We start from the raw sequence: 21271 nt of genomic DNA, 5'->3' as shown, positions 1-21271 counted from the left end.
ATTGCCCCCAGCAACCCCAGCCATCGCCGTCTCAGTTAACGGGATCGAGAAATCCTTCGGGCCGACACGCGCGCTCGCCGGCGCCGATCTTGCCGTCGCGCCCGGTGAGGTCGTGGCGCTGATGGGCGCCAACGGCGCCGGCAAATCGACACTGGTGAAGATCCTTTCAGGCTCGTACACACCCGACGCAGGCACGATCACGCTGGGCGGCAACACGGTGACCTTCGCTTCGCCCAGCGCCGCCAAGGCCGCCGGCATCGCAACGGTGCATCAGGCGACCGACCAGGCCGGCGCTGCCGGATTGACCGTTGCCGAAAACCTCCTGCTTGACGAGCTTTGCGGCCGGAGCGGACGCTTTCTCGTCTCAGCGGCATCGATCCGCCGGCGGGCGCGTGCCGTCGCGGCGCTGATCGACCTCGATCTGCCGCTCGATCGCGACTTCGTCGATCTGCGCCCGGCGGAACGCCAGTTGATCGCCATCGCACGCGCCGTCGCGGCCAAGGCCTCCGTGCTCATCCTCGACGAACCGACGTCGAGCCTGTCGACCACGGAAGCCGACCGGCTGTTCGCCATCATCCGCCGGCTGCGCGCCAGCGGCATGGCAATCCTCTATATCTCGCACCGGCTTGGCGACCTTGCCGCAATCGCCGACAGTGCCGTCGTCATGCGCGGCGGCCGCATCGTCGGTGCCTTTGCCAGGCCGATTGATTTCCCAGCCGCCGTCGCCGCCATGATCGGCCGGACACTGGAAGCCGCCACACATGACGGCAAGACATCAACCACGCCGGTCATCGCCTCAATCAAGGGCGCGCGGCTGGTTCCCGGAGCGGAGCCTTTCGATCTCGACCTCCGATCCGGCGAGGTCGTCGCCATCACCGGCACGCTCGGATCGGGCAAGAGCCGGCTGCTGCGCGCGCTTTTCGGGCTCGAAACGCTGGCGCAAGGCGGCTTCGTGCTCGATGGAAAGCCGTGGCTCTCGAGCGGGCCGGCACAGTCGATCGAAAGCGGTGTCTTCATGGTCGCCGAGGACCGCTGGCAATCCTCATTGCTGCCGCCTGAAGTTCCCGGCGCCTCGATCGCCGGCACGATTGCCCTGCCGCATCTGAGGCGCTGGTTTCCAAGTGGCCTGCTGCGGGCCGCACGCGAGCGCCGGACTGCGTCCGATGCGATCTCGCGGCTCGGCATCAAGGCGCGCGGACCCGACGACACGCTCGACGAGCTGTCCGGCGGCAACCAACAAAAGGTCGTGCTGGCCCGATGGCAGGCCGCACCTTGCCGGCTGCTGCTGCTCGACGAGCCGTTCCAGGGCGTCGACGTCGGCGCGCGCGCCGATCTGATCACCGCTATCCGTAACAGCCAAAGCGGTTCCGCCACGCTGATCGCGACCAGCGACACCGAAGAGGCGCTGGAGGTTGCCGACCGCATCCTCGTCATGCGCAACCATTCGCTTCATGAGGCCGGAGACGGCCATGGCTCGCTGACCGACCAGATCGGCAAGGTCGAGAGCGACAAGGCCGGAGACCCCCGATGACCTATCCGACGACGACACAGCCGTCCGCCTCGAGCACATCGCTTTTCCGCGAAACGCGCCGCTACGCCCTCTTCGTACTGCTGGCGCTGATGGTGGTCGGATTCTGGTACGCGCAACCTGCCTTCATCCGCTCGGCCAATCTGTTCTCGATCCTGCAGGCGGTTTCGGTGGTGGCGATCCTCGGCGTCGGGGTATCTATCACCATGGCCGCGGACGGTTTCGATCTCTCGGTCGGCAGCATCGCCGCTTCGTCGGTGATGGCGGCAAGCTATGCCATGGTCGTGTGGCAGCTGGACGCGGCTCAGACCATGGTGCTGGTCTTGCTGATGGGTGCCTTCATCGGCCTCGTCAACGGGCTGCTGATTGTCCGTGTCGGCGTGCCCGATCTTCTCGCCACGCTGGCGACCATGTTCCTGCTCGCCGGCCTGCAGCTGATCCCGACCGGTGGCCGCTCGATCACGGCTGGCATGGTGCTTCCCGACGGCTCGTCGGTTCCCGGTGCCTACGATCCAGCTTTCCTGATCCTCGGCCGGTCACGGCTCTTCGATACGATTCCGCTGTCTGTCGTGGTCATGGCTATCGTCGCCGTGCTGGCCTGGTTCCTGATGGAACGCACGCGCTGGGGCCGCGTCTTCTACGCGATCGGCGGCAATGAAACGGCCGCGCATCTTGCCGGCGCGCCGACTAAGAGATACCGGCTCTGGGCCTATATCCTGTCAGGCACGCTTGCTTCGCTGGGAGGGCTGATCGTGGCCTCACGTGTCGGCCGTGGCGACGTTTCGGCGGGCAATTCGCTGCTGCTCGATGCCGTGGCGGCCTCGCTGATCGGCTATGCCGTGCTCGACAAGCGTCGCCCGCATGTGATCGGCACCGTGGTCGGCGCGATCTTCGTCGGCGTGCTCCTCAACGGCCTTACCATGCTGAACGCGCCCTATTACACGCAGGATTTCGTCAAGGGCGTCGTGCTGGTTGGTGCGCTGGCACTGACCTTCGGCCTGGGAAAGAAGCGCTAACCGGACCTCCAATCGATATCTCCCTCCCTCGCTGCCCGCGAGGGAGGGAGAAAAAGGATCAGTTGGACGGTATCCAGCCGGCGGCGGCCGCGTCGCTCTGGCCGAAGGCTGGAAGCTTGGCGTCGAGATCCTCGACTGTCTTGATGCCCTTCTTGCGCAGCTCTTCCTGTGTCAGCAGCACCGGCTTGACGACGATGTTGTGACCGGGATCCTCGCCAGCGATCAGCCTGGCGGCCGCCCGCACCGAAACCGCGCCGACGACGGCCGGATTGGTGGCCGCGGTGGCGACCCACGGGCTTCCTTCCGCGGTGATTTCGGTAATATCCGCGGTAGACACGTCGGCCGAATAGATCTTCACCTTGCTTGAGATGCCGAGTTCGTCGGTGGCGAGTTTCACGCCGCGCGCGAACTCGTCATAGGGAGCAAAGACGACTGTAATGTCGGGGTTGGCCTGGAATGCCGCCTTGGTCTGGTCGGCTGTCGATACCGCGGTCGTGTCGTTGACCGTCCCCCAACGCGCTTTCTCGGCGATACCGGGATTGGCCTTCTTGGTCTCGTCCCAGATTTCGTTGCGGCGGTCGAGCGGCGCAAAGCCGGCGACATAAACATAACCGGCCTGGAACGAGGTGCCGTTGTCCTTGAGCGCCTGGCCGAGCGACTCCTTGGCAAGCTCGTGATCGGACTGTTCGACCTGCGGAATCCTCGGATTGTCGAGATTGACGTCGAAGGCGACGACCTTGATGCCGGCATCGAGCGCCTTCTGTGCGACGTCCTTCAGCGCTTCAGGCTGGCCATGGTCGATGATGATGGCCTGGACACCGAGATTGATTGCCTGCTCGATCTGGTCGCGCTGCGCGGCCGCATCCTGCCGGCCGGAAAATATCTGCAGGTCGATGTCCAGTGCCTTCGCCTGCTTCGTCGCGCCGGCCTGATAGGCCTGAAAGAAATCGCCGGCCGAGATGAAGGTAACGAGCGCCACCTTCACACCGCCCTTGTCGAAGGGTGCCGGAGCCCCGGCGAGCCCGGCGGCGTGACCCGCCGCGATTGGGGCGCAGGCGAGCAGGCTGGCGGTGATCAGTCCAAGAACAGAAGTCTTCATAAGGTTTCCCCAGGAAATACGCTAGTAAGGCACGTCTCCGGACCGCGGGATCGCCGCCGTCGCGCCTCAAGGAGCGAATTCGCAAGGGTACAGCGGCAACAGAACCGCTCGGAACGCAGATTTTTCTCTTTCGCGGCGCGTGATTGGCAAATGTTGCTGTGCCTGTCGCAGGCCTCGGGATCGGGCTATCCCGCGCCATTGATCACCGGATCGCCGCAGATACGCGACGGGCGAAAAATCATGCTCGCTGTTAACCGCGAATCACGGGGCGCGAATCAAAAAAGAAGCCGTCCAAGGTTTCCCTTGAACGGCCGGTCGAGCCCCCTGCTCCCCTAAAACTCTGACTGAAGTGCTGCCGATCGTCGCGAAACGACCGCTTTTGGAGTGGTTTTGGTGTGCCACAGGGCCTGGCGAGGCGCAACATAAACCAATTGTTAACCTTAACGGCCCCGACCCGTGAACAAGTGTTAACGACGCTGGCACGCTTCCTGCTCCGCAACGCATGTAGGTCATCGGAGGGCGCCCTTCTGTTCACCGATGGGACATCAGACGACAGAATGCGCGGAGCAGCATACCATGAACCAAAACGGATCGATCACGCTGTTCCATTATTGGAACCGCCTGCGTGACGGACGCCCTGCTCCGAAGCGATCGGAAGTCGAACCGGCCGATATCAAGTCGCTGCTGGCCGATACGTTCATCCTGGAAAAGGACACCCGCGGACAACCCGTGTTTCGCCTGGCCGGCACCAGGCTCTGCGCCTGCTATGGCCGCGAACTCAAAGGGTTCTCGTTCCCGTCGCTGTGGCGTGAGAAGGATCAGCGCCTGGTTTCGCGGCTGATCCATGGGGTTTTCGACCAGAAATCCGTGTTGCTGATCATGTTCGAGGGCTTTAGCCGCAATGGCCGCTCCAACAAGTTCGAATTGCTTGCCTTGCCGCTTGACGGCGGCGTCGAAAACCCGCGCTGCCTCGGCGTGATCAGTGCCGTGGAGAAGCCGTTCTGGCTGGGCGCCGACCCGATCACGGACGCACTGATCGATTCGATCCGTGTCATCGATCCGGAGAAAGAGTTGCTCAACAACCGCCCGGCGATCGACGTCCCCTCGCTTGTTCCAGCCGAACTCGAGGCACCCGACACCATCTCCGCACTCGGCCGAGCGCGCCGCATCCGCCATCTCGTCGTCTTCGACGGCGGGCGTGAGGAATAGTTGATGATCCCACGGTCTCGCAGGCCCGCTTTTCCCCTTTGTTAACCCGCTTTGTTGTACTTCTCTGATGAAGTCCCTCGCATCGACGCGCGGGATGCCAAACGGGGTGAAGGCAGTCATGAGGTCAGCGGCGGTCGACTACGCGCCGTCCCAAGCTGAAAGGCGTAACTTTCAGCGCGTCCGGGTCAAGATATACGGACGGTTCATGCTGGAAGACCGCACCGAGCATCCTTGCCAGGTTGTCGACATGTCGCCCGGCAACGTCGCACTTCGCACCGACCGCATCGGCATGCCCGGCGAAAAGGTCATCGCCTATATCGACCATATCGGCCGCATCGAAGGCGTCGTCACGCGCACCTTGCAGGACGGCTTCGCCATGACGGTGATTGCGTCCGACCGCAAGAAGGACAAGCTGGCGGCGCAGCTGACCTGGCTTGCCAACAAGCACGAGCTCGACCTGCCGGAAGACCGCCGCCACGAGCGCGTCGCGCCGCGCAATCCCACAAGCGTGCTGCAGCTCACCGACGGCCGCCAGTACCAGTGCCGGATCATCGACCTGTCGCTGTCGGGTGCCGCGGTCGAGATCGACGTCAAGCCGGCGATCGGCGTCCAGGTCATGCTTGGCACCATGCGCGGCCAGATCGTTCGCCATTTCGAGGACGGCGTCGCCATCGAATTCGCCGTCATCCAGCGCCCCGAGACGCTCGATTCCGAATTCAACACGCCGCGCGCCTGACCTGGTCGGACGCCCAATCGAACCGGCCCTTCGCGGCCGGTTTTTTGTTCTGGGCAACAGCGGTTGATATCCCTTCACAAGCTATCGATATCGGTTCGGACAGACCGAGGCTGCCATCTGTAGCGCCGCCCACAAGGCCGTGCGCGCCGGCAGGCCAGCGCCGGCAATCCAAACAATTCAATACTCAAATGATTCAAATTTTATGTTTATTCTATGGGCGTTTTACTTAATATCTACTTCGCAGCTTTGCGTCAAATAAATCCACCTGTGGCAATGTCTCCTTCGAACGGGGAGACTAGAAAATGAAAAAAACGAGGGGCAAGCTGTTGCTGCTGGCAATGGCGATGCAGCTTTCCGCTTGGGGATCAGCATATGCCGCGGGACCGGCCTATATGCACACTGGCGGGCGGACCACGCAGCCAGTTGGCCATTATGAATTCTGCCAGCGCATTCCTGGAGAATGCAACGAGAAGACGCCCAAGGGCGCGCCGGTCGACCTGACGCGCAAGCTCTGGGCGACGATCGTCAGCATCAACAATTCGGTCAACACCCGCGTCAAGCCGCGCACCGACATGGAAAATTACGGTGTCGAGGAGTACTGGGCCTACCCAGACAATGGCTATGGCGATTGCGAGGACTACGCGCTTGAAAAGCGCCGCGAACTGATGGACGCAGGCGTGCCCGCCGGCGATCTCCTGATGACGGTCGCGCGTCAGCCGAATGGCGACGGCCACGCCGTGCTGACCGTGCGCACCAGCCTGGGCGAGTTCGTTCTCGACAATCTGGAAACCAAGGTACTGTCCTGGACAGACACCGACTACACCTATCTCAAGCGTCAATCGGCGGAGAATTCCGGCGTTTGGGTGACGATCAACGACGGCCGCTCCGACGCGGTCGCCAGCGTCCGCTAGGGCGTAGATGCATAAAACAGAGATCAAGCGCGTCGCACGAATGAGACACGCTTAAGGAGAAACCCGGTCGAGTCCCCACCCTCCCCGTCCCCAACGACCGGGTCAAAGGAGCCGGCCCCGTCCCCGGGCCGGCTCCGCCATTTCTGGGGGGCGGCTCCGCCATTTCTGGCGGAAGCTGCTAAAATTGATCCAATTTCGATGGCATGGTGTGCATTCGCGCCGCCATATCCCCGGAAGATTTCAGCCGCAGGAGGTCTTATGCCGACCGAAGCTCGATCCCCGCGTCTTGCAGTTCTTATCGACGCCGACAATACCTCAGCCAAGATTGCCGACGGCTTGTTCGAGGAGATCGCAAAGATCGGCGAGGCCAGCGTGCGCCGCATATATGGTGACTTCTCCAGCACGCGATCCAAGAGCTGGGCAGACATCCTGGCGAAGCACGCAGTCATTCCGCAACAGCAGTTCGCTTATACGACTGGGAAGAATGCTTCCGATATCACCCTGGTGATAGACGCGATGGATCTGCTCCATAGCGGTCGATTCGACGGTTTTTGTCTGGTTTCTTCCGACAGCGACTTCACCAGGCTCGCTGCCCGTATTCGTGAACAGGGCGTCGATGTGTTCGGGTTCGGTGAGCAGAAGACCCCCGAGAGCTTTCGGCAGGCGTGCCGCCGTTTCATCTACACCGAAAATCTTCTCCGTGACGTGGCGAACATCCCGGACACCGCGCCCGCATCGAAGCCGCTTCAATCGTCCAGTGCTGCGACGCCCATACTCAAGAAAGTCATTGGCCAGATGGACAGTGAGGATGGTTGGGTGCTGCTCGGCACATTCGGAAAGCAGCTCTCGAACCTCTTCTCAGATTTCGATCCACGCACCTACGGTTTCGGCAAACTGAGTGACCTGGTGAGGAGTACAGCCGAATTCGAAATCGAAGCTCCCAAAGGGGGAGCCATGCGGATACGAATCAAGCCACCGGCAGGCAGAAGGGGAAAAAACAAATCCGCCTAAGCCCCTGATCCGACGCGGGAGTCCCGTCCCGTAACTTGCCGGATGGATCGCGGCTTAGGCCTTCGTCAGCCCTGCCTTGAAGCGTTTTCCATTGGCGACGTAATGCGCGGCCGAGCCGCGTAGTCTGGCGATGGCCGCGTCATCCAGCACCCGGATTGCCTTGGCCGGCGAGCCGACGATCAGCGAATTGTCCGGAAATTCCTTGCCCTCGGTGACCAGCGCGCCGGCGCCGACCAGCGAATTCTTGCCGATCCTGGCGCCGTTCAGCACGATGGCGCCCATGCCGATCAGGCTGTTGTCGCCGATCGTGCAGCCATGCAGCATGGCCCGGTGGCCGATCGTGCAGCCTTCACCAATGGTCAGCGGAAAGCCGGGATCGGTGTGCATGACCGTATGTTCCTGCACGTTGGTGTCGGCGCCGATGACAATTGGCTCGTTGTCGCCGCGAATGACGACGCCGAACCAGAAGCCGGCATTGCGGCCGACCCTGATGTCGCCGATCAGCGTCGCATCGGGCGCGATCCAGTTCGACTCGGCGTCAGCAAAGCTGGGCTCCGTTCCATCGATCGCATAAAGCGGCATTGCTGGTCTCCGAATCGTCTCAGACTGGAATGCCGGACCCTAGGAGAGCCCATGAAGCAATGGCAAGCACGACGATGCCCAGCGCCAAGGACCAGGCAATCGCGGTGCAGCCGCATGACAAGAGCGCCATTGTCGAAATGCGGCCTTCGCGCCGGGCATCGAGCGCATCGTTGACCAGCATGAGCGGTCCGGCGCCAGCGGTGGCCGCCAGCGAGCGCAGCACATGCGAGGGCGAGACATAGGGCTCGGTGAAGGCGATCTTGCGGCCCGACACCAGCTCCATCGTCGAGCCCGTCAGCCCGCAAACCGTCAGCCCGACGACAAAAGCGAACAGCAAGAATTCCATCTGGGCCATCTTAACCTTCCATTTACCATGAAATCGCACAGTCGTTTCAGGAAGGCTGCAAGAGCCGTGCCGCCCGATCTGTGCCGTCGAGGGACACAAGAAGGCTGCTTGGATGAGGACCGAGATGAAGCAGGCAGCAATCGCCGACGGCCCTGAACTCACCGTGGCCGATTCCATGCTGATGAAGCGGGTGTTCTATGCGTTCGCGGCGCTGGCCCTGCTGTCAGTAGCGATCAGCCTCGGCGGCAAATGGTTCGGGCACTCGATCGCCATGGCCGGATATACTGATGACACGACTGTGCGCCAGGTGGTGATCGGCAACAATGTCATCGCCGTGCCGGCCAACACCATCCGTTTCGCCCAGGCGAGGCGCGACGGGATCGCCCAGCGTCTCGACCTTTATCTGCGCTATCCCCAGATGGACGGTTACAGCGAAGCGGCTCGGGACGATTTCAATCATACCGGAGTAAGCAAGAACATCGTCTTCCTGTCCTTCGAACAGCAGATGATGTCGCGTGACATGAGCGGCCGGTTCGCGCCGATCTACAGCGCATTGATCGTCCAGCCCGGCATTCCGGGGCCTGGCGGCACGACGGTCTACGGTTTCAATGAGAAATCAGGCTATCTGAACGAGGTGCTGGTGGTCGCCAAGCGCAGGGGCAAGGACCCCTTCGTGGCCCGCTGCCTGAGCGGGCCGAGTGCCGGTGAATCGCTGGCGCCCTGCGAGCGGGACATCCATGTCGGCGACGATCTCAGCCTCACCTACCGTTTTCCCAAGGAATTCCTTGGCGACTGGCAGACCCTCGACGCGGCGATCACTGCCGAGGCCGGGCGGATCCTGAAGACCGGACATTGACAGACAGAGGCCGGCCGCGCTCGACGCGGCCTGCCATGGATTGCTGGCTCAGGCCAGATCGATGTCGAGGATCGCCATCGAGAAATTGTAGTCGCCGTCGTCCTCGTCCTTGAAGACGATGCCGAGGAACTCGTCGCCGACATAGACTTCGGCCGAATCTTCCTTGCGTGGCCGCGCCTTGACCTCAAGCTTGGGATTCTGGAAGACGCGCTTGAAATACGCGTCCAGCTTTCTGATTTCGTCCGGCTTCAACAGTCTTCTCCGATCATCGGGCTTGCTGGTTTGAACGGCGCTTCTGGCACGTCGACAATGGCGATGTAAAGGCAAGCCCGCCGTATTGCACCGGAAGCGTCAGCACCGCCGGGCAATCACGATCACGCCAGGCAGCGCGCCGGCGCGGGAAATCAGATATCGAAGCTGACCACCTGGTCCATCGACTGCGACGGCAGCAGCTGGTCCATCTGGCGCGAAGGCTGGTCGCAGCCGGTCTCGCCGACGACGCGGGCCGGCACACCGGCAACCGTCTTGTTGTGCGGCACCGGCGACAGCACCACCGAGCCGGCGGCGATCTTGGAGCAATGGCCGATTTCGATGTTGCCGAGGATCTTGGCCCCGGCGCCGATCAGCACGCCACGCCGGATCTTGGGGTGGCGGTCGCCGCCGGCCTTGCCGGTGCCGCCCAGCGTTACGCCGTGCAGGATCGATACGTCGTCCTCGATGACCGCGGTCTCGCCGACCACCAGGCCGGTGGCGTGATCGATGAAGATGCCCTTGCCGATACGCGCGGCCGGGTTGATGTCGGTCTGAAAGACCGAGGACGAGCGGCTCTGCAGGTAGAGCGCGAAGTCCTTGCGGCCCTGGTTCCACAGCCAATGCGCCAGCCGATGGGTCTGGATGGCATGAAAGCCCTTGAAATAGAGCACCGGCATGATGAACCGGTCGCAGGCAGGATCGCGGTCGTAATAGGCCTGGATGTCGACGCGTACCGTGGTTGGCCAATCCTTGTCGTCGGCCAGCATCGACTTGAAGGTCTGGCGGATGAGATCGGAGCCGATATCCTGATGGGCAAGCCGCTCCGCGATCCTGTGGATGACAGCTTCCTCCAGGCTCTCCTGGTTCAAGATCGTCGAATAGAGGAAGGCGGCGAGCAACGGGTCGCGGTTGACCGCTTCCATCGCCTCGTCACGGATCGAACGCCAGATCGGATCGACCGGCTGCAACGTGCTGTGGCGGGAAATGCTGATGCTGTTCATTGACGTCTTGTCCTGCGTCCTGCCGGCTTGCCTGTTGTGCTTCCTGTCATCGGGCCGCACATATAAGCCAGATCATAGCACGATTGAACTCAATTTTCCTTAGCACTGTGTCAAATGGATTTGGTTCGCGGGAATTCAAGCAGCCATGGAAAACGAACCCTTGATCGACAATGCCCTGAAAACCGAGCTTTCGGCGCTCTACAGGGCAGAGGACCGCCACTACCACAACCTAGCCCATATCGAGGCGATGCTGGCGCTGGCTGGCGACTACCGGGCGCTGCTCGGTGACCCCGAAGCGGTCGAGGCGGCGATCTGGTTCCACGACGCCATCTACGACAGCAGGGCCAAGGACAATGAGGCGCAAAGTGCCGCGCTTGCCGAGAAAAGGCTTGCGGATCGCATCGATGCCGGGCGCCTCTGCCGCATCAGCGCGATGATCCTCGCCACCGCCACGCACCAGCTGCCCCAGTTCGACGACGCCGCGGCCACACGCGACGCCAGCCTGTTCCTAGACATGGACCTGTCGATCCTGGGCGCCGCGCCGGATGCGTTCGACGCCTATGAACGCAGTGTCCGTCGCGAATACGACTGGGTGGAGGAAGCGATGTGGCGTTCCGGACGCGGCGCGGTGCTGAAGAATTTCCTTGCCCGCCCGCACATCTTCCACACCGAGGAATTCCGGCAGCGTTTCGAGCCGCAGGCCAGGCTGAACATAGCGCGGTCGCTGGAGACCCTGCAAAAGTCCTCGTGATTTTTCGCTTGAGATCACCCGGCGCGTGCATGCTCGCAAAGTCGGTTCAAGGCGCAAGGGCACGGGGCTGAGCCCGGCACTGTGCGCAGCTTCAAAGCGGATATTCGGCGTAGAACTTCAGCACGCGCTGCTTGAAGGTCTTGTCGCCGACCGCCAGCATGTGGTCGCGACCTTCGATATGAAAGGCCCTGGCGTTCGGCATCAGGGCCGCAAGCTCGTCGGGCGAGCCGCCAATGTCATCGGTGGTGCCGACAGCGATCAGCGTCGGCTGCGCAATACGGGCAACATCCTGCTCACCAAGCAATTCGCGTGAAGTGGCGATGCAGGCGGCGAGCGCGCGGCGATCGCTGCGGGTCTGGTCGGCGAAGGCGCGAAAAGAGCGGCCGCGTGGATGGGTGGTCGCGGCCGGATCGTCGGCAAGAAGGGCCGCGGCTATCGGATCCCAATCGCCGACGCCGTCGATCATGCCGATGCCGAGGCCGCCAAAGACCAGCGTCGCCACCTTGTCCGGATCGGACAAAGCGAGGAACGCCGCGATGCGCGCGCCCATCGAATAGCCCATGACATGGGCGCGTTCGATGCCGAGATGGTCGAGCAGGACGGCGACGTCCGACGCCATTTTCGCGGGCGTATAATCAGCCTCTTCATAGCTCTTCGACGAAGAGCCATGGCCGCGATTGTCGAAGGCGATGGCGCGATAGCCGGCATCGTTGAGCGTCTTGAACCAGCCTGGCGACACCCAGTTGACATAGTGGCTGGAGGCAAAGCCGTGGATCATGAGCACAGGATCGCCCTCGCCCGATGCCGGCTGGCGATCGAGGAAGGCAAGATCAAACCCGTCATGGGAAAAGAACTGCATGGGAAGGCAATCCCGCCGCTCAGTCGGAATCGACGTTGGGAGAAGAGCCCTTGTCCGCCGGCGGCATGCCAGGCACCGATGCGGTGCCGATCGCCGGATGGCGCAACAGGTCGCCATCCGCAATGTCGTCCCTGGCGGCGGTGCCGGCCTTGAGCTCAAGCACGAAGCGGACCGGCTCGCCAGCCGAGACGACCGCTTCGGATTGCGGCTCGCCTTCTTTGATCGCGCGGATCCTGCCGTCTTGGCCGACGAAGATCAGGTCGAGCGGCATCGGCGTGTTCTTCATCCAGAAATTGACGTCGCGTGTCTCGTCGAAGACGAACAGCATGCCATGATCGTCAGCCATGTCCTCGCGAAACATCAGGCCGGCCTCTCGCTCGGGGTCGGTGTCGGCGACTTCGATCGAGAAGGAGCGTTCGCCGGTTTTCGTCACCGCGACCAATGGCGCGGGGTCGATGGGCAGGATCATCGCCTGGCCATCGGCCGCGCTGGGTAGCTGGAAATAGAAGAGGGCGCCTGCGGCTATCATGACGGCGGCAACAACGCCCATCACGCCCGCCGTCAGCCAGTTCCTGTGAGCCATATGAAAATCCTCGACCGGAATCGTCCTAGACGATGATCCCGCAAAGCGGAACCGTTTTCTCGGACAAACGGAAATGGTTCGTCCGAGATCATGGTCAAACAAGAGGAGACCAAGCCCCATCCGGTTCTATCGGGGATGGATCAGGCCCTAATGCGAGACCGGCAAGGTGCCCATATCGGGGTGAATTTCGGCAGCCATAAGGCCTTTGTCACCGCGCCCGAAACGCACAAGCACAACCTGCCCCGGCCGAAGCTCGGTGATGCCGTAGCGGCGCAAGGTCTCCATATGGACGAAGATGTCCTCGGTGCCCTCGCCACGCGTCAGGAAGCCGAAGCCCTTGGTGCGGTTGAACCACTTGACCAAAGCGCGTTCGAGGCCGCTCTCCGGCGTCACCGCGACATGGGTGCGCTGTTCCTGCATTTCCGCAGGATGGACGGCGGTGCTGAGATCCATGGACAGCACACGGAAGGCCTGCAGTCCGCGCTCGCCCTGCTTGACAAGACAGACCACGCGCGCGCCCTCCAGGGCTGTCTGGAAGCCGTCGCGCCGAAGACATGTCACATGGAGGAGGATGTCGCCCGAAACACCGTCATCAGGAAGGATGAATCCGTAGCCCTTGGCCACATCGAACCACTTGATGGCGCCGGCAATTTCGGTCAGGTCGGCGGCGTCGCCGCCTTCCTCGCGCGTCAAGGCGTCGCCAAGGGTGCCGGCCCGCCCCGTCAAAGAGGCCTTTTCCCCCATAAGAATGCCCCCTTTTTTCAAGAACACCGCAACTGATTCTTGATACCAGATTAACACCGCGGCTTCCGGTGAGTGCAAGACCTGACGTGCCTTTTTTCACGGTTCGTTGCGGCAATACCGGATTTGTTCTTTGCCGGCACCACCTGCCGCCGGACGATTGCCCTTTGACCGGGCCGACCCTATGTTGCGCCGCAACCCAACAAATCGAGGAAAACACATGCGTTATCTGCACACCATGGTCCGCGTCGCCGATATCGATGCCTCGCTCGATTTCTACTGCAACAAGCTCGGGCTGAAGGAAGTTCGCCGCTATGAAAACGAGCAAGGCCGCTACACGCTGATCTTCCTGGCCGCGCCTGAAGACGAGCAAAGCGGCATCAACGAGAAGGCGCCGCTGGTCGAACTCACCTACAATTGGGATCCGGAAGACTACAAGGGCGGGCGCAATTTCGGCCACCTCGCCTACGAGGTCGACGATATCTATGCCACCTGCCAAAGGCTGATGGACAACGGTGTCACCATCAACCGGCCGCCGCGCGACGGCAACATGGCTTTTGTCAGGTCGCCGGACGGCATCTCCATCGAGCTTCTGCAGAAGGGCCCGGCGAAAGCCAAGGCCGAACCCTGGGCTTCGATGGCGAACACCGGAAGCTGGTAGGCGTTGACCTGACGGGGCGGATATTGCGCGGCCGCCTTTGGCAGTCGGCAAGACAACGCCTATCTGTCTGAAATCGCGCCGGCGTCAATGCCGGCGCACTGTCATGCAATGGGCGCCGCGCCCACGGAGAATCCCATCATGCCGTCCAGCCATGCCGACGTCGCCACCGAACATGCCAGCCGCTACCTGCAGCAATTGTGCAAGCACTGGGCGCACAAATTCCCCGTCGAGTTCGATCCCACCCATGGCACCATCGATCTCTCGCTTGGCCGCACCGTCATGGATGCCGATGCGAGCGCGCTGCATATCACGGTGTCGACTGATGAAGCCGGGTCGATCGAGCGCCTGGAAGGTGTCGTCGCCGATCACATCAAGCGCTTTGCCTTCCGCGAGGAACTGACCTTCGACTGGAAGCCGGCGGCGGCGTAACTAATTCCTGCCGGCCTGACCGGCCATTTCCAGCAGCGCCAGCACCGAGCGCCAGTTGCGCGCGGTGCCCGGCACCTTTAGAACGCGCGGAATAAGGTTGGCGAACACCGATTTGCCGAGCCCGTCCGGCGCGCTGAGGTAGAGCACATCGCCCTTGATCTCGAAGCGCTCGGGGCCGGTGCATTTTTCGGCCAGCCGTGCCACCTCGTCGGCAGTTGGTTCGCGCACAAGCGCATAGGCGTGGAGCTTCGTGTGGTCAGCGGCCGCTTCCGGATAGGGATTTTCGCGCACCAGCCGCTCGAACCATGAGAGATCACGCACCATGATGCGCGAGTGAAAACCCCATTTCTTCTCGAAAGCTGCCTCGATCTGTTTGGTCAGCGTGGCCGCATCGCCCTTGTCAGTCCGGAACACCGCATTGCCGCTCTGCACATAGGTGGCGACATCGGAAAAGCCGAGCTCCTCGAAGAACGACCGAAGTTCCGCCATCTTGACGATGCGGTTGCCGCCGACATTGATGCCCGAAAACAGGGCGATGAAGACTTTTCCGCTCATATGATGAACCCGGCCAACGTCTCGTTGTCGGTGATGTCCTGATACTGCACACCCTCAGCCTCGAAGTTTGCCTTCAACAGGTCGAAGTTGCGGCGGTCCTTGGTTTCGATACCGATCAGCACCGAGCCGAAATTGCGCGCCGACTTCTTCAGATACTCGAAGCGCGCAATATCGTCGTCGGGCCCCAGCATTTCGAGGAAGTCGCGCAACGCGCCCGGCCGCTGCGGAAAGCGAATGATGAAGTACTTCTTCAGGCCCTCGAAGCGCAGCGCCCGTTCCTTGACATCGGGCAGCCGCTCGAAATCGAAATTGCCACCTGAAACCACCGCGACAATGGTCTTGCCGCGGATTTCCTTCCTGGAAAAATCCTTCAGCGCGTCAATGGCCAACGCGCCGGCCGGCTCGAGCACGACGCCTTCGACGTTGAGCATTTCGATCATGGTCGCGCAGAGCCGGTTTTCCGGGATGAGCCGCACCGTGTCGGCGGCGAACTCCTTGAGGTACCGCAAGGGTTCGCGCCCGATCTCGGCCACCGCGGCGCCGTCGACGAAATTATCGACCTTGGCGAGCTTCAGCCGTTTTCCCGCCGCAAGGCTTTCGCGCAGGCTCGGAGCCCCGGCCGGTTCGCAGAAGACGAAACGCGCCTCCCGGCCCTGATCGGCGAAGTAGTGTGTCACGCCTGCCGCGAGCCCGCCGCCGCCGACCGGCAGCATGACGATGTCGGGCATGCGTGCGCCAGGCATCTGGTCCGCAATCTCATGGGCGACCGTCGCCTGCCCCTCGATAATGTCCTTGTGATCAAAGGGCGGCACCATGTGGGCGCCGGTGGTTTCGGTGAATTCAAAGGCGGCCCGATAGCAATCGTCGAAGAAGTCGCCGACCAGCCTGATCTCGACGAAATCGCCGCCGAACAGCCGGGTCTTGTCGATCTTCTGCTGCGGCGTCGTCACCGGCATGAACACCACGCCCTTTTTGCCGAAATGGCGGCAGACAAACGCGAAGCCCTGAGCGTGGTTGCCGGCCGACGCGCAGACGAACAGTTCGGCCTGGTTGCCGGCGGCAAGCGCCTTGCGGAAGAAGTTGAAAGCGCCCCGGATCTTGTAGGAGCGCACCGGGCTCAGGTCTTCGCGCTTCAGCAACACCCGCGCGCCGGTCTTTTTCGACAGATAATCGTTTTCCTGCAGCGGCGTTTCCGGGAAGATCTGGCGGATCGCGGAGGCAGCTGTGGCGACGCGCGCGGCAAAACTGGTCATGGCAAGATCATCCCGGACCGCCCGCAGGCGAGGAAACCACAAGCCTATCGCACATCCGGCTCCGCAAGACCATTGCCCAGTTGGGCTTGCACCCACCACGACGCAATCCAGGCATGTTTCCAACCGTTTATAGGTGTTTGTTCATGTTTTCATGTTGAGGAATGTCGTCCCTAATGGACGCCGTGCGCTGCATCCGGCTGAAGCCTACGGCACTTGCTTTCTTCAACGTGTCGCCGTTTTGGCTTTCGCGCAACAGTGGGACGACCGTCGCCGGCCGCCAACCACATTTCGGCTGGACACGACTTACTTCCGCCGCACTTCGCCTGCTGGGGAGATGTCGCGGAGGGTGGATGGCCCTTTTCTGGGCTTGAGTGGAATTTTGAAGTGCATTTGAAGACGATTTGCATTCTTGCATTGGCCTTGCTGGTGGCCGGCTGTGGCGGCCACAAAACCGAGGAACTGCTCGGCAGCGCGGTCATGTCCGCGCCGGTGACGGAAATCGCCGGCAACCACTCGATTTTCATTGCGACGACGCGCAAGCCCTCCGACGATCCGAACAAGGTTTTCGACGGCGAACGCTCGGCGACGCTGAATTACGCCCGCGTCAACATCACAGTGCCGGGCGTCCACCAGACCGGCCAGATCGAGCGGCGCTCGCGCGGCAAATCGAACGATCCGGCGAAATACTTCATGGCTTCCGAAGTCGTCGGCTACGACACGCAACCGAAATTCTCCAGCGCGCTCGGCGCCGACATCGCGGCGCGCGGCGATCGCGTCATGGTCTTCGTGCACGGCTACAACACCGGCTTCGACGACGCCGTCTACCGTTTGACCCAGCTCGTCCATGATTCCGGCTATCCCGGCACGCCGGTGCTCTTCTCCTGGGCGTCGGGCGCCAAGACGACGGACTATGTCTATGACAAGGAAAGTGCCAGTGCCGCGCGCGACCAGCTCGAAGTAACCTTGCGAATGCTGCAGCAGTCCGGCGCACGGCGCATCGACATCGTCGCCCACTCGATGGGAACCTGGGTGACCATGGAAACGCTGCGCCAGATGGCCATCAGCGGCGACCGCGATCTCGGCGGCAAGCTTGGCGACGTGGTGCTCGCCTCTCCCGACATCGATGTCGACGTGTTCAAGAGCCAGATGCGCCGCTATGGCAAGCCGGACAAGCCTTTCATCCTGCTGCTGTCGGACGACGATCGGGCTCTCAGGCTCTCCGGCCTGATCGTCGGCGCGCGGCCACGGGTCGGCGATTACAAGGACGCCGCCGATCTTGCCTCCTATGGCGTGACGGTGGTCGATCTCTCCAAGATCAAAGGCAGCGACAGCTTCAACCACACGAAGTTCGCCGACAATCCGGCCCTGGTGAAGATGATCGGCCAGCGGCTGCGCGAGGATGATGGCTTTGCCAGCGACCGTGACGTGACCGACCGCATCAGTCTGCTTGGACAGTAGAGCGGCGTCACGGGTTTCGCCGTGCCTGTTCACCATTGCTGAGGTATCGTTCCACTTTGAACTGGACCGCGCCGCTCTCTGGCTCTATCGCATACCAAGCGGCGTCATGCGTTTGACGTCCCCCGTTAAGGGAGCCGGCGCGTGACCTTGTGCTTGAAGAGTTTCGTCGTCGCGTTGGCGCTCGCCGTTTCTGGCTGCGCCGGCCAGAACACGCATGACCTGCTCAACAAGACGACGGTCACGGTGCCCGCAGCCGACATCGCGGCCACGCATGAGATCTTCGTCGCCACGACGCGGCAGAAGGCGACAAAGGACCCGCGACAGGTGTTCGACGGCGATCGCTCGCTGACCACCAGCTTCGCCCGGGTCGATGTCACCGTTCCCAAAATCCACCAGGTCGGCGCCATCGAGCGCGCCAGGGGATCGGCCAACAGCAATCCGGCCAAGGATTTCACCGCCAAGGACGTCGCCTTCTACGCGGATGCGCCGCAATTCGCCAAGGCGGTCGGCGCCGACATCGCCATGCGCGGCGATCGCGCTCTGGTTTTCGTGCACGGCTTCAACAACGGCTTCGACGATGGCATCTACCGGCTGACGCAGATCGCCCACGACACCAAGTACCCCGGCACGCCAGTGCTGTTTTCCTGGGCGTCGAGCGCCAAGACGACAGGCTATATCTACGACAAGGACAGCTCTACCGCCGCCCGTGACGATCTCGAGGCGACGCTCAGAATGCTCGCCAAGACCAAGGTCAAGAGCATCGACATCATCGCGCATTCGATGGGAACCTGGTTGACGATGGAGGCGCTGCGCCAGCTCGCCATCACCGGCGACCGCGATCTCGGCGGTAAGCTCGGCTATGTCATTCTGGCTTCGCCCGACATCGACGTGGACGTGTTCAAGAAGCAGATGATCCGTTACGGCAAACCGGACAAGCCGTTTGCCGTGCTGCTCTCAGGTGATGACCGGGCGCTCAAATTGTCTTCATTTATCTCCGGCGACAAACCGCGTGTCGGCGACTATGGTAACGCGGCCGATCTCGCCAGCTATGGCGTGTCCGTGGTCGACCTGACCAAGACCAAGGGCGGCGACGGTGGCCTCAACCACGCGAAATTCGCCGACAATCCGATCCTGGTGCAGTTGCTCGGCGACCGCCTGCGGGCGCCGGCCGGTCTGGCGTCGGACGAACCCGACCCGACGCAGCTCAACAATCTCGGCCAGGGCCTCGGCAAGGCCGTCGGCTCGGTCGCCGAGATCGTCATCACCACGCCGTTCAAGGTGCTGACCATCGCCACCGGTGGGTGAGAAGAACATTAGCCTGAGTTTGTTGAGAATCAGGTCAGGCTGAGCCGAAAGCGGTGGTTTTCGAGAACCGGAGCGGAGCGTACTTAATGTACGTGAGCACCGGAAGCGCAGAAAATCGCCACTTGCAGGCCAGCATGGCGTGAATATCGACAAACTCAGACGAAGAGGTCGACCTTCTGGAACGTCGTGACATCGATCAGGCCGACGTCGGAGATCCTGAGTTCCGGAATAACCACCAGCGCCAGCAGCGAGTGCTGCATATAGGCGTTGTTCAGGGAACAGCCCATCTTGCGCATCGCCTCGGACAGTTTGTCCGCCTTGGCGGCGACGATCTCTGCCCGCTGGTCCGACATCAGGCCGGCGATCGGCATTTCGACAAGAGCCAATTCCCGGCCCTTGGAGAACAGCACGACGCCGCCGCCGATTTCCCCCAACCGATTGACCGCCAGAGCCATGTCCTGCTTGTTGGTGCCGACGCAGATGATGTGGTGGGCGTCATGCGCCACGCTGGAAGCCATGGCGCAATCGCTCATGTAGCCGAAGCCGGAGACGAAGGCATTGGTGATGCCGCCCGTGCCCCGGTGACGCTCGACCAGCGCGATCTGGCAGACATCGTTGCGGCGATCCATGGCGACCAGTCCGTCCTCGACGGCAAGGTCCGCTTCCAGCGCACGCGTCGGCGCCTGGTTTTCGATGACGCCGATCACCCGCACCCGCACCTCGTTGGCGCCCTTGGGGGCCACGATATCGAAATCGCCAGCCCTGAGCCTCTTGCCGAGCTTGACGGTGTTCTTCGCCGTCTTCGGGTAATCATAGGCCGGAATGTCGATGTCGAGCTTGCCGCCCTTGGCCAGCCTGACGCCGCGCGCATAGACCTCATCGATGGTCATTCCAGCGAGATCGGAGACAATCAGCAGGTCGGCCAACCGCCCCGGCGCGATCGAACCGATCTCGCGTTCCAGCCTGAAATGCTGGGCCGTGTTGACCGTCGCCATCTGGATCGCCGTCACCGGCTTCAAGCCCTGTTGGATGGCGTGGCGCACCACCCGGTCCATATGGCCTTCATGGACCAGCGTGCCGGAATGGCTGTCGTCCGTGCACAGGATGAAATTGCGCGGGTCGATGCCGCCTTCGGTCACCGCCTTGATCTGGGAGGCGACGTCGTACCAGGCCGAGCCCAGCCGCAGCATCGCCTTCATGCCCTGGCGCACGCGAGCAATGGCATCCTCGGCGCGCGTGCCTTCGTGATCGTCCTCGGGTCCCCCGGCGACATAGCCGTGGAACGGCAGGCCGAGATCGCGCGAGGCATAATGCCCGCCCACCGTCTTGCCCGCTTTGACCGTCGCGGCGATTTCGCCCGACATGACAGGATCATTGGCGGCGACACCGGGGAAATTCATCACTTCGCCGAGCCCGATGATGTTTTCCCAGCTCATCGCTTCCGCAACATCGGCGACCGTCAACTCGGCGCCGGCATGTTCCAGCCCCGGTGCCGAAGGCACGCAGGACGGCATCTGGACATGCACGTTGATCGGCATCGCCACCGCCTCGTCATGCATCAGCCGCACGCCAGGCAAGCCGAGCACATTGGCGATCTCGTGCGGGTCGATGAACATCGACGTGGTGCCGTGCGGGATGACGGCGCGGCAGAACTCGGTCACCGTCACCATGCCGCTCTCGACATGCATGTGCGCGTCACAGAGGCCGGGCACCAGATAGCGCCCGCCGGCATCGACGACCTTGGTGCCCTTGCCGATCGCGTGGCTGGCATTCGGTCCACAATAAGCAAAGCGGCCGCCGGCGATGGCGATGTCGGTGCCGGCGATGATCTCGCCGGAGTGAACGTTCACCCAGCGGCCGTTGCGGATGACGAGATCGGCGGGCTTGCGACCCATGGCGACGTCGACCAGATGCGTCGCCATCTCGGTCCAGGGCCTGGGTTTCGTCGCATGCGCCGCCGGCTTCTTTGCCATGAAGTGACTCCTGTTTGCGCGACTGTGCCAAGCCGGCAGGGTTTTGACCAGTTGGCAATGTCGAATTGTGCCGAATGCAGTTCGGCCGGAGCGGGTCTCTCCTCTGCTACGGCCAAATACGCTAGACTTCACGGTGTACCGGAATATCGAGGCTCG

General features: G+C 62.3%; 23 protein-coding genes. 12 read left to right on the top strand and 11 right to left on the bottom strand.

The annotated features are described in order from the left end of the window. Positions 1–22 precede the first annotated feature (22 nt). On the top strand, positions 23–1531 hold the full coding sequence (locus JT360_RS12400; RefSeq protein WP_214471915.1) for a sugar ABC transporter ATP-binding protein: 1509 nt from the start codon (positions 23–25) through the stop codon (positions 1529–1531). Next, positions 1528–2544, top strand: coding sequence for an ABC transporter permease (locus JT360_RS12395; protein WP_214471894.1), 1017 nt, complete (start codon positions 1528–1530; stop codon positions 2542–2544). The genes JT360_RS12400 and JT360_RS12395 overlap by 4 nt, the downstream gene beginning before the upstream one ends. 58 nt (positions 2545–2602) lie before the next feature. On the opposite strand, the gene JT360_RS12390 is transcribed toward JT360_RS12395, so the two are convergent. Then, positions 2603–3643, bottom strand: a complete 1041-nt coding sequence (locus JT360_RS12390) for a substrate-binding domain-containing protein (protein ID WP_214471893.1) — start codon at positions 3641–3643, stop codon at positions 2603–2605. Between the two features lie 576 nt (positions 3644–4219). Here JT360_RS12390 and JT360_RS12385 point away from each other — a divergent pair. The 4 genes from JT360_RS12385 to JT360_RS12370 all read left to right on the top strand — a co-directional run bounded on the left by JT360_RS12385 (position 4220) and on the right by JT360_RS12370 (position 7510). Continuing rightward, positions 4220–4852 carry a PAS domain-containing protein gene (locus JT360_RS12385; protein WP_214471892.1) on the top strand — a complete coding sequence of 211 codons (633 nt, stop codon included), beginning with the start codon at positions 4220–4222 and terminating at the stop codon, positions 4850–4852. A gap of 118 nt (positions 4853–4970) precedes the next feature. After that, positions 4971–5588: a PilZ domain-containing protein gene (locus tag JT360_RS12380; RefSeq protein ID WP_214471891.1), complete on the top strand. Its 618-nt coding sequence runs from the start codon at positions 4971–4973 to the stop codon at positions 5586–5588. A gap of 302 nt (positions 5589–5890) precedes the next feature. Beyond that, a complete protein-coding gene (locus JT360_RS12375) occupies positions 5891–6499 on the top strand; it encodes a transglutaminase-like cysteine peptidase (RefSeq protein ID WP_214471890.1) in 609 nt (202 codons plus the stop codon). A gap of 258 nt (positions 6500–6757) precedes the next feature. Continuing rightward, entirely contained in the window at positions 6758–7510 is a 753-nt protein-coding gene (locus JT360_RS12370; RefSeq protein WP_214471889.1) for an NYN domain-containing protein, read from the top strand. Positions 7511–7564: 54 nt separating this feature from the next. Here JT360_RS12370 and JT360_RS12365 read toward each other — a convergent pair whose 3' ends face one another. Further along, entirely contained in the window at positions 7565–8092 is a 528-nt protein-coding gene (locus tag JT360_RS12365) for a gamma carbonic anhydrase family protein (RefSeq protein WP_214471888.1), read from the bottom strand. Positions 8093–8111: 19 nt separating this feature from the next. Continuing rightward, entirely contained in the window at positions 8112–8447 is a 336-nt protein-coding gene (locus JT360_RS12360) for a DUF6949 family protein (RefSeq protein ID WP_214471887.1), read from the bottom strand. 115 nt (positions 8448–8562) lie between these two features. Here JT360_RS12360 and JT360_RS12355 point away from each other — a divergent pair, with 115 nt between their 5' ends. After that, positions 8563–9294 (top strand): hypothetical protein, encoded by a 732-nt coding sequence (locus tag JT360_RS12355; RefSeq protein WP_214471886.1) that lies wholly within the window; start codon positions 8563–8565, stop codon positions 9292–9294. Positions 9295–9342: 48 nt separating this feature from the next. Here the strand turns inward: JT360_RS12355 and JT360_RS12350 are convergent, their stop codons facing one another. Together JT360_RS12350 and cysE are read right to left on the bottom strand one after the other, a co-directional pair. Further along, the gene (locus JT360_RS12350; protein ID WP_006200852.1) at positions 9343–9546 is read right to left on the bottom strand and encodes a DUF3126 family protein; all 204 of its coding nucleotides are present in this window, start codon (positions 9544–9546) and stop codon (positions 9343–9345) included. 152 nt (positions 9547–9698) lie between these two features. Next, complete coding sequence (gene cysE, locus JT360_RS12345; RefSeq protein ID WP_214471885.1) at positions 9699–10547, bottom strand: serine O-acetyltransferase; 849 nt, start codon at positions 10545–10547, stop codon at positions 9699–9701. A 145-nt stretch (positions 10548–10692) separates the two neighbouring features. Between cysE and JT360_RS12340 the strand changes: the two genes are divergently transcribed. Next, positions 10693–11298, top strand: a complete 606-nt coding sequence (locus JT360_RS12340) for an HD domain-containing protein (RefSeq protein WP_214471884.1) — start codon at positions 10693–10695, stop codon at positions 11296–11298. Positions 11299–11389: 91 nt separating this feature from the next. Here the strand turns inward: JT360_RS12340 and JT360_RS12335 are convergent, their stop codons facing one another. The 3 genes from JT360_RS12335 to JT360_RS12325 form a co-directional block, all read right to left on the bottom strand. After that, on the bottom strand, positions 11390–12157 hold the full coding sequence (locus JT360_RS12335) for an alpha/beta fold hydrolase (RefSeq protein ID WP_214471883.1): 768 nt from the start codon (positions 12155–12157) through the stop codon (positions 11390–11392). Between the two features lie 19 nt (positions 12158–12176). Then, entirely contained in the window at positions 12177–12740 is a 564-nt protein-coding gene (locus JT360_RS12330) for a DUF192 domain-containing protein (protein WP_214471882.1), read from the bottom strand. Between the two features lie 147 nt (positions 12741–12887). Next, entirely contained in the window at positions 12888–13484 is a 597-nt protein-coding gene (locus JT360_RS12325) for a cold-shock protein (RefSeq protein ID WP_214471881.1), read from the bottom strand. 217 nt (positions 13485–13701) lie between these two features. Between JT360_RS12325 and gloA the strand changes: the two genes are divergently transcribed. Both gloA and JT360_RS12315 read left to right on the top strand, forming a co-directional pair. After that, positions 13702–14142, top strand: coding sequence for a lactoylglutathione lyase (gene gloA, locus JT360_RS12320; protein ID WP_214471880.1), 441 nt, complete (start codon positions 13702–13704; stop codon positions 14140–14142). Between the two features lie 138 nt (positions 14143–14280). Continuing rightward, positions 14281–14571: a DUF2218 domain-containing protein gene (locus tag JT360_RS12315; RefSeq protein ID WP_214471879.1), complete on the top strand. Its 291-nt coding sequence runs from the start codon at positions 14281–14283 to the stop codon at positions 14569–14571. Here JT360_RS12315 and JT360_RS12310 read toward each other — a convergent pair whose 3' ends face one another. Next, a complete protein-coding gene (locus JT360_RS12310) occupies positions 14572–15126 on the bottom strand; it encodes a DUF1697 domain-containing protein (protein WP_214471878.1) in 555 nt (184 codons plus the stop codon). Then, a complete protein-coding gene (ilvA, locus tag JT360_RS12305; protein ID WP_214471877.1) occupies positions 15123–16379 on the bottom strand; it encodes a threonine ammonia-lyase IlvA in 1257 nt (418 codons plus the stop codon). Before ilvA ends, JT360_RS12310 begins: the two co-directional genes overlap by 4 nt. Positions 16380–16763: 384 nt before the next feature. On the opposite strand from ilvA, the gene JT360_RS12300 reads away from it, so the two are divergent. Further along, positions 16764–17837 carry an alpha/beta hydrolase gene (locus tag JT360_RS12300; protein WP_214471876.1) on the top strand — a complete coding sequence of 358 codons (1074 nt, stop codon included), beginning with the start codon at positions 16764–16766 and terminating at the stop codon, positions 17835–17837. A gap of 141 nt (positions 17838–17978) precedes the next feature. Next, the gene (locus tag JT360_RS12295; protein WP_214471875.1) at positions 17979–19142 is read left to right on the top strand and encodes an alpha/beta hydrolase; all 1164 of its coding nucleotides are present in this window, start codon (positions 17979–17981) and stop codon (positions 19140–19142) included. Between the two features lie 155 nt (positions 19143–19297). Here JT360_RS12295 and ade read toward each other — a convergent pair whose 3' ends face one another. Further along, on the bottom strand, positions 19298–21115 hold the full coding sequence (gene ade / locus JT360_RS12290) for an adenine deaminase (RefSeq protein ID WP_214471874.1): 1818 nt from the start codon (positions 21113–21115) through the stop codon (positions 19298–19300). Positions 21116–21271 lie beyond the last annotated feature (156 nt).

Source organism: Mesorhizobium sp. dw_380, assembly GCF_018588885.1.
Taxonomy (GTDB): domain Bacteria; phylum Pseudomonadota; class Alphaproteobacteria; order Rhizobiales; family Rhizobiaceae; genus Mesorhizobium.
This window is presented reverse-complemented; position numbering and strand designations above follow the sequence as displayed.

Excerpts from the sequence above, each read along its gene's own strand:
- JT360_RS12395 (WP_214471894.1), top strand. The coding sequence starts at position 1,528 with ATGACCTATCCGACGACGACACAGCCGTCCGCCTCGAGCACATCGCTT.
- JT360_RS12390 (WP_214471893.1), bottom strand. The coding sequence starts at position 3,643 with ATGAAGACTTCTGTTCTTGGACTGATCACCGCCAGCCTGCTCGCCTGC.
- JT360_RS12385 (WP_214471892.1), top strand. The coding sequence starts at position 4,220 with ATGAACCAAAACGGATCGATCACGCTGTTCCATTATTGGAACCGCCTG.
- JT360_RS12380 (WP_214471891.1), top strand. The coding sequence starts at position 4,971 with ATGAGGTCAGCGGCGGTCGACTACGCGCCGTCCCAAGCTGAAAGGCGT.
- JT360_RS12375 (WP_214471890.1), top strand. The coding sequence starts at position 5,891 with ATGAAAAAAACGAGGGGCAAGCTGTTGCTGCTGGCAATGGCGATGCAG.
- JT360_RS12370 (WP_214471889.1), top strand. The coding sequence starts at position 6,758 with ATGCCGACCGAAGCTCGATCCCCGCGTCTTGCAGTTCTTATCGACGCC.
- JT360_RS12365 (WP_214471888.1), bottom strand. The coding sequence starts at position 8,092 with ATGCCGCTTTATGCGATCGATGGAACGGAGCCCAGCTTTGCTGACGCC.
- JT360_RS12360 (WP_214471887.1), bottom strand. The coding sequence starts at position 8,447 with ATGGCCCAGATGGAATTCTTGCTGTTCGCTTTTGTCGTCGGGCTGACG.
- JT360_RS12355 (WP_214471886.1), top strand. The coding sequence starts at position 8,563 with ATGAAGCAGGCAGCAATCGCCGACGGCCCTGAACTCACCGTGGCCGAT.
- cysE (WP_214471885.1), bottom strand. The coding sequence starts at position 10,547 with ATGAACAGCATCAGCATTTCCCGCCACAGCACGTTGCAGCCGGTCGAT.
- JT360_RS12340 (WP_214471884.1), top strand. The coding sequence starts at position 10,693 with ATGGAAAACGAACCCTTGATCGACAATGCCCTGAAAACCGAGCTTTCG.
- JT360_RS12335 (WP_214471883.1), bottom strand. The coding sequence starts at position 12,157 with ATGCAGTTCTTTTCCCATGACGGGTTTGATCTTGCCTTCCTCGATCGC.
- JT360_RS12330 (WP_214471882.1), bottom strand. The coding sequence starts at position 12,740 with ATGGCTCACAGGAACTGGCTGACGGCGGGCGTGATGGGCGTTGTTGCC.
- JT360_RS12325 (WP_214471881.1), bottom strand. The coding sequence starts at position 13,484 with ATGGGGGAAAAGGCCTCTTTGACGGGGCGGGCCGGCACCCTTGGCGAC.
- gloA (WP_214471880.1), top strand. The coding sequence starts at position 13,702 with ATGCGTTATCTGCACACCATGGTCCGCGTCGCCGATATCGATGCCTCG.
- JT360_RS12315 (WP_214471879.1), top strand. The coding sequence starts at position 14,281 with ATGCCGTCCAGCCATGCCGACGTCGCCACCGAACATGCCAGCCGCTAC.
- JT360_RS12310 (WP_214471878.1), bottom strand. The coding sequence starts at position 15,126 with ATGAGCGGAAAAGTCTTCATCGCCCTGTTTTCGGGCATCAATGTCGGC.
- ilvA (WP_214471877.1), bottom strand. The coding sequence starts at position 16,379 with ATGACCAGTTTTGCCGCGCGCGTCGCCACAGCTGCCTCCGCGATCCGC.
- ade (WP_214471874.1), bottom strand. The coding sequence starts at position 21,115 with ATGGCAAAGAAGCCGGCGGCGCATGCGACGAAACCCAGGCCCTGGACC.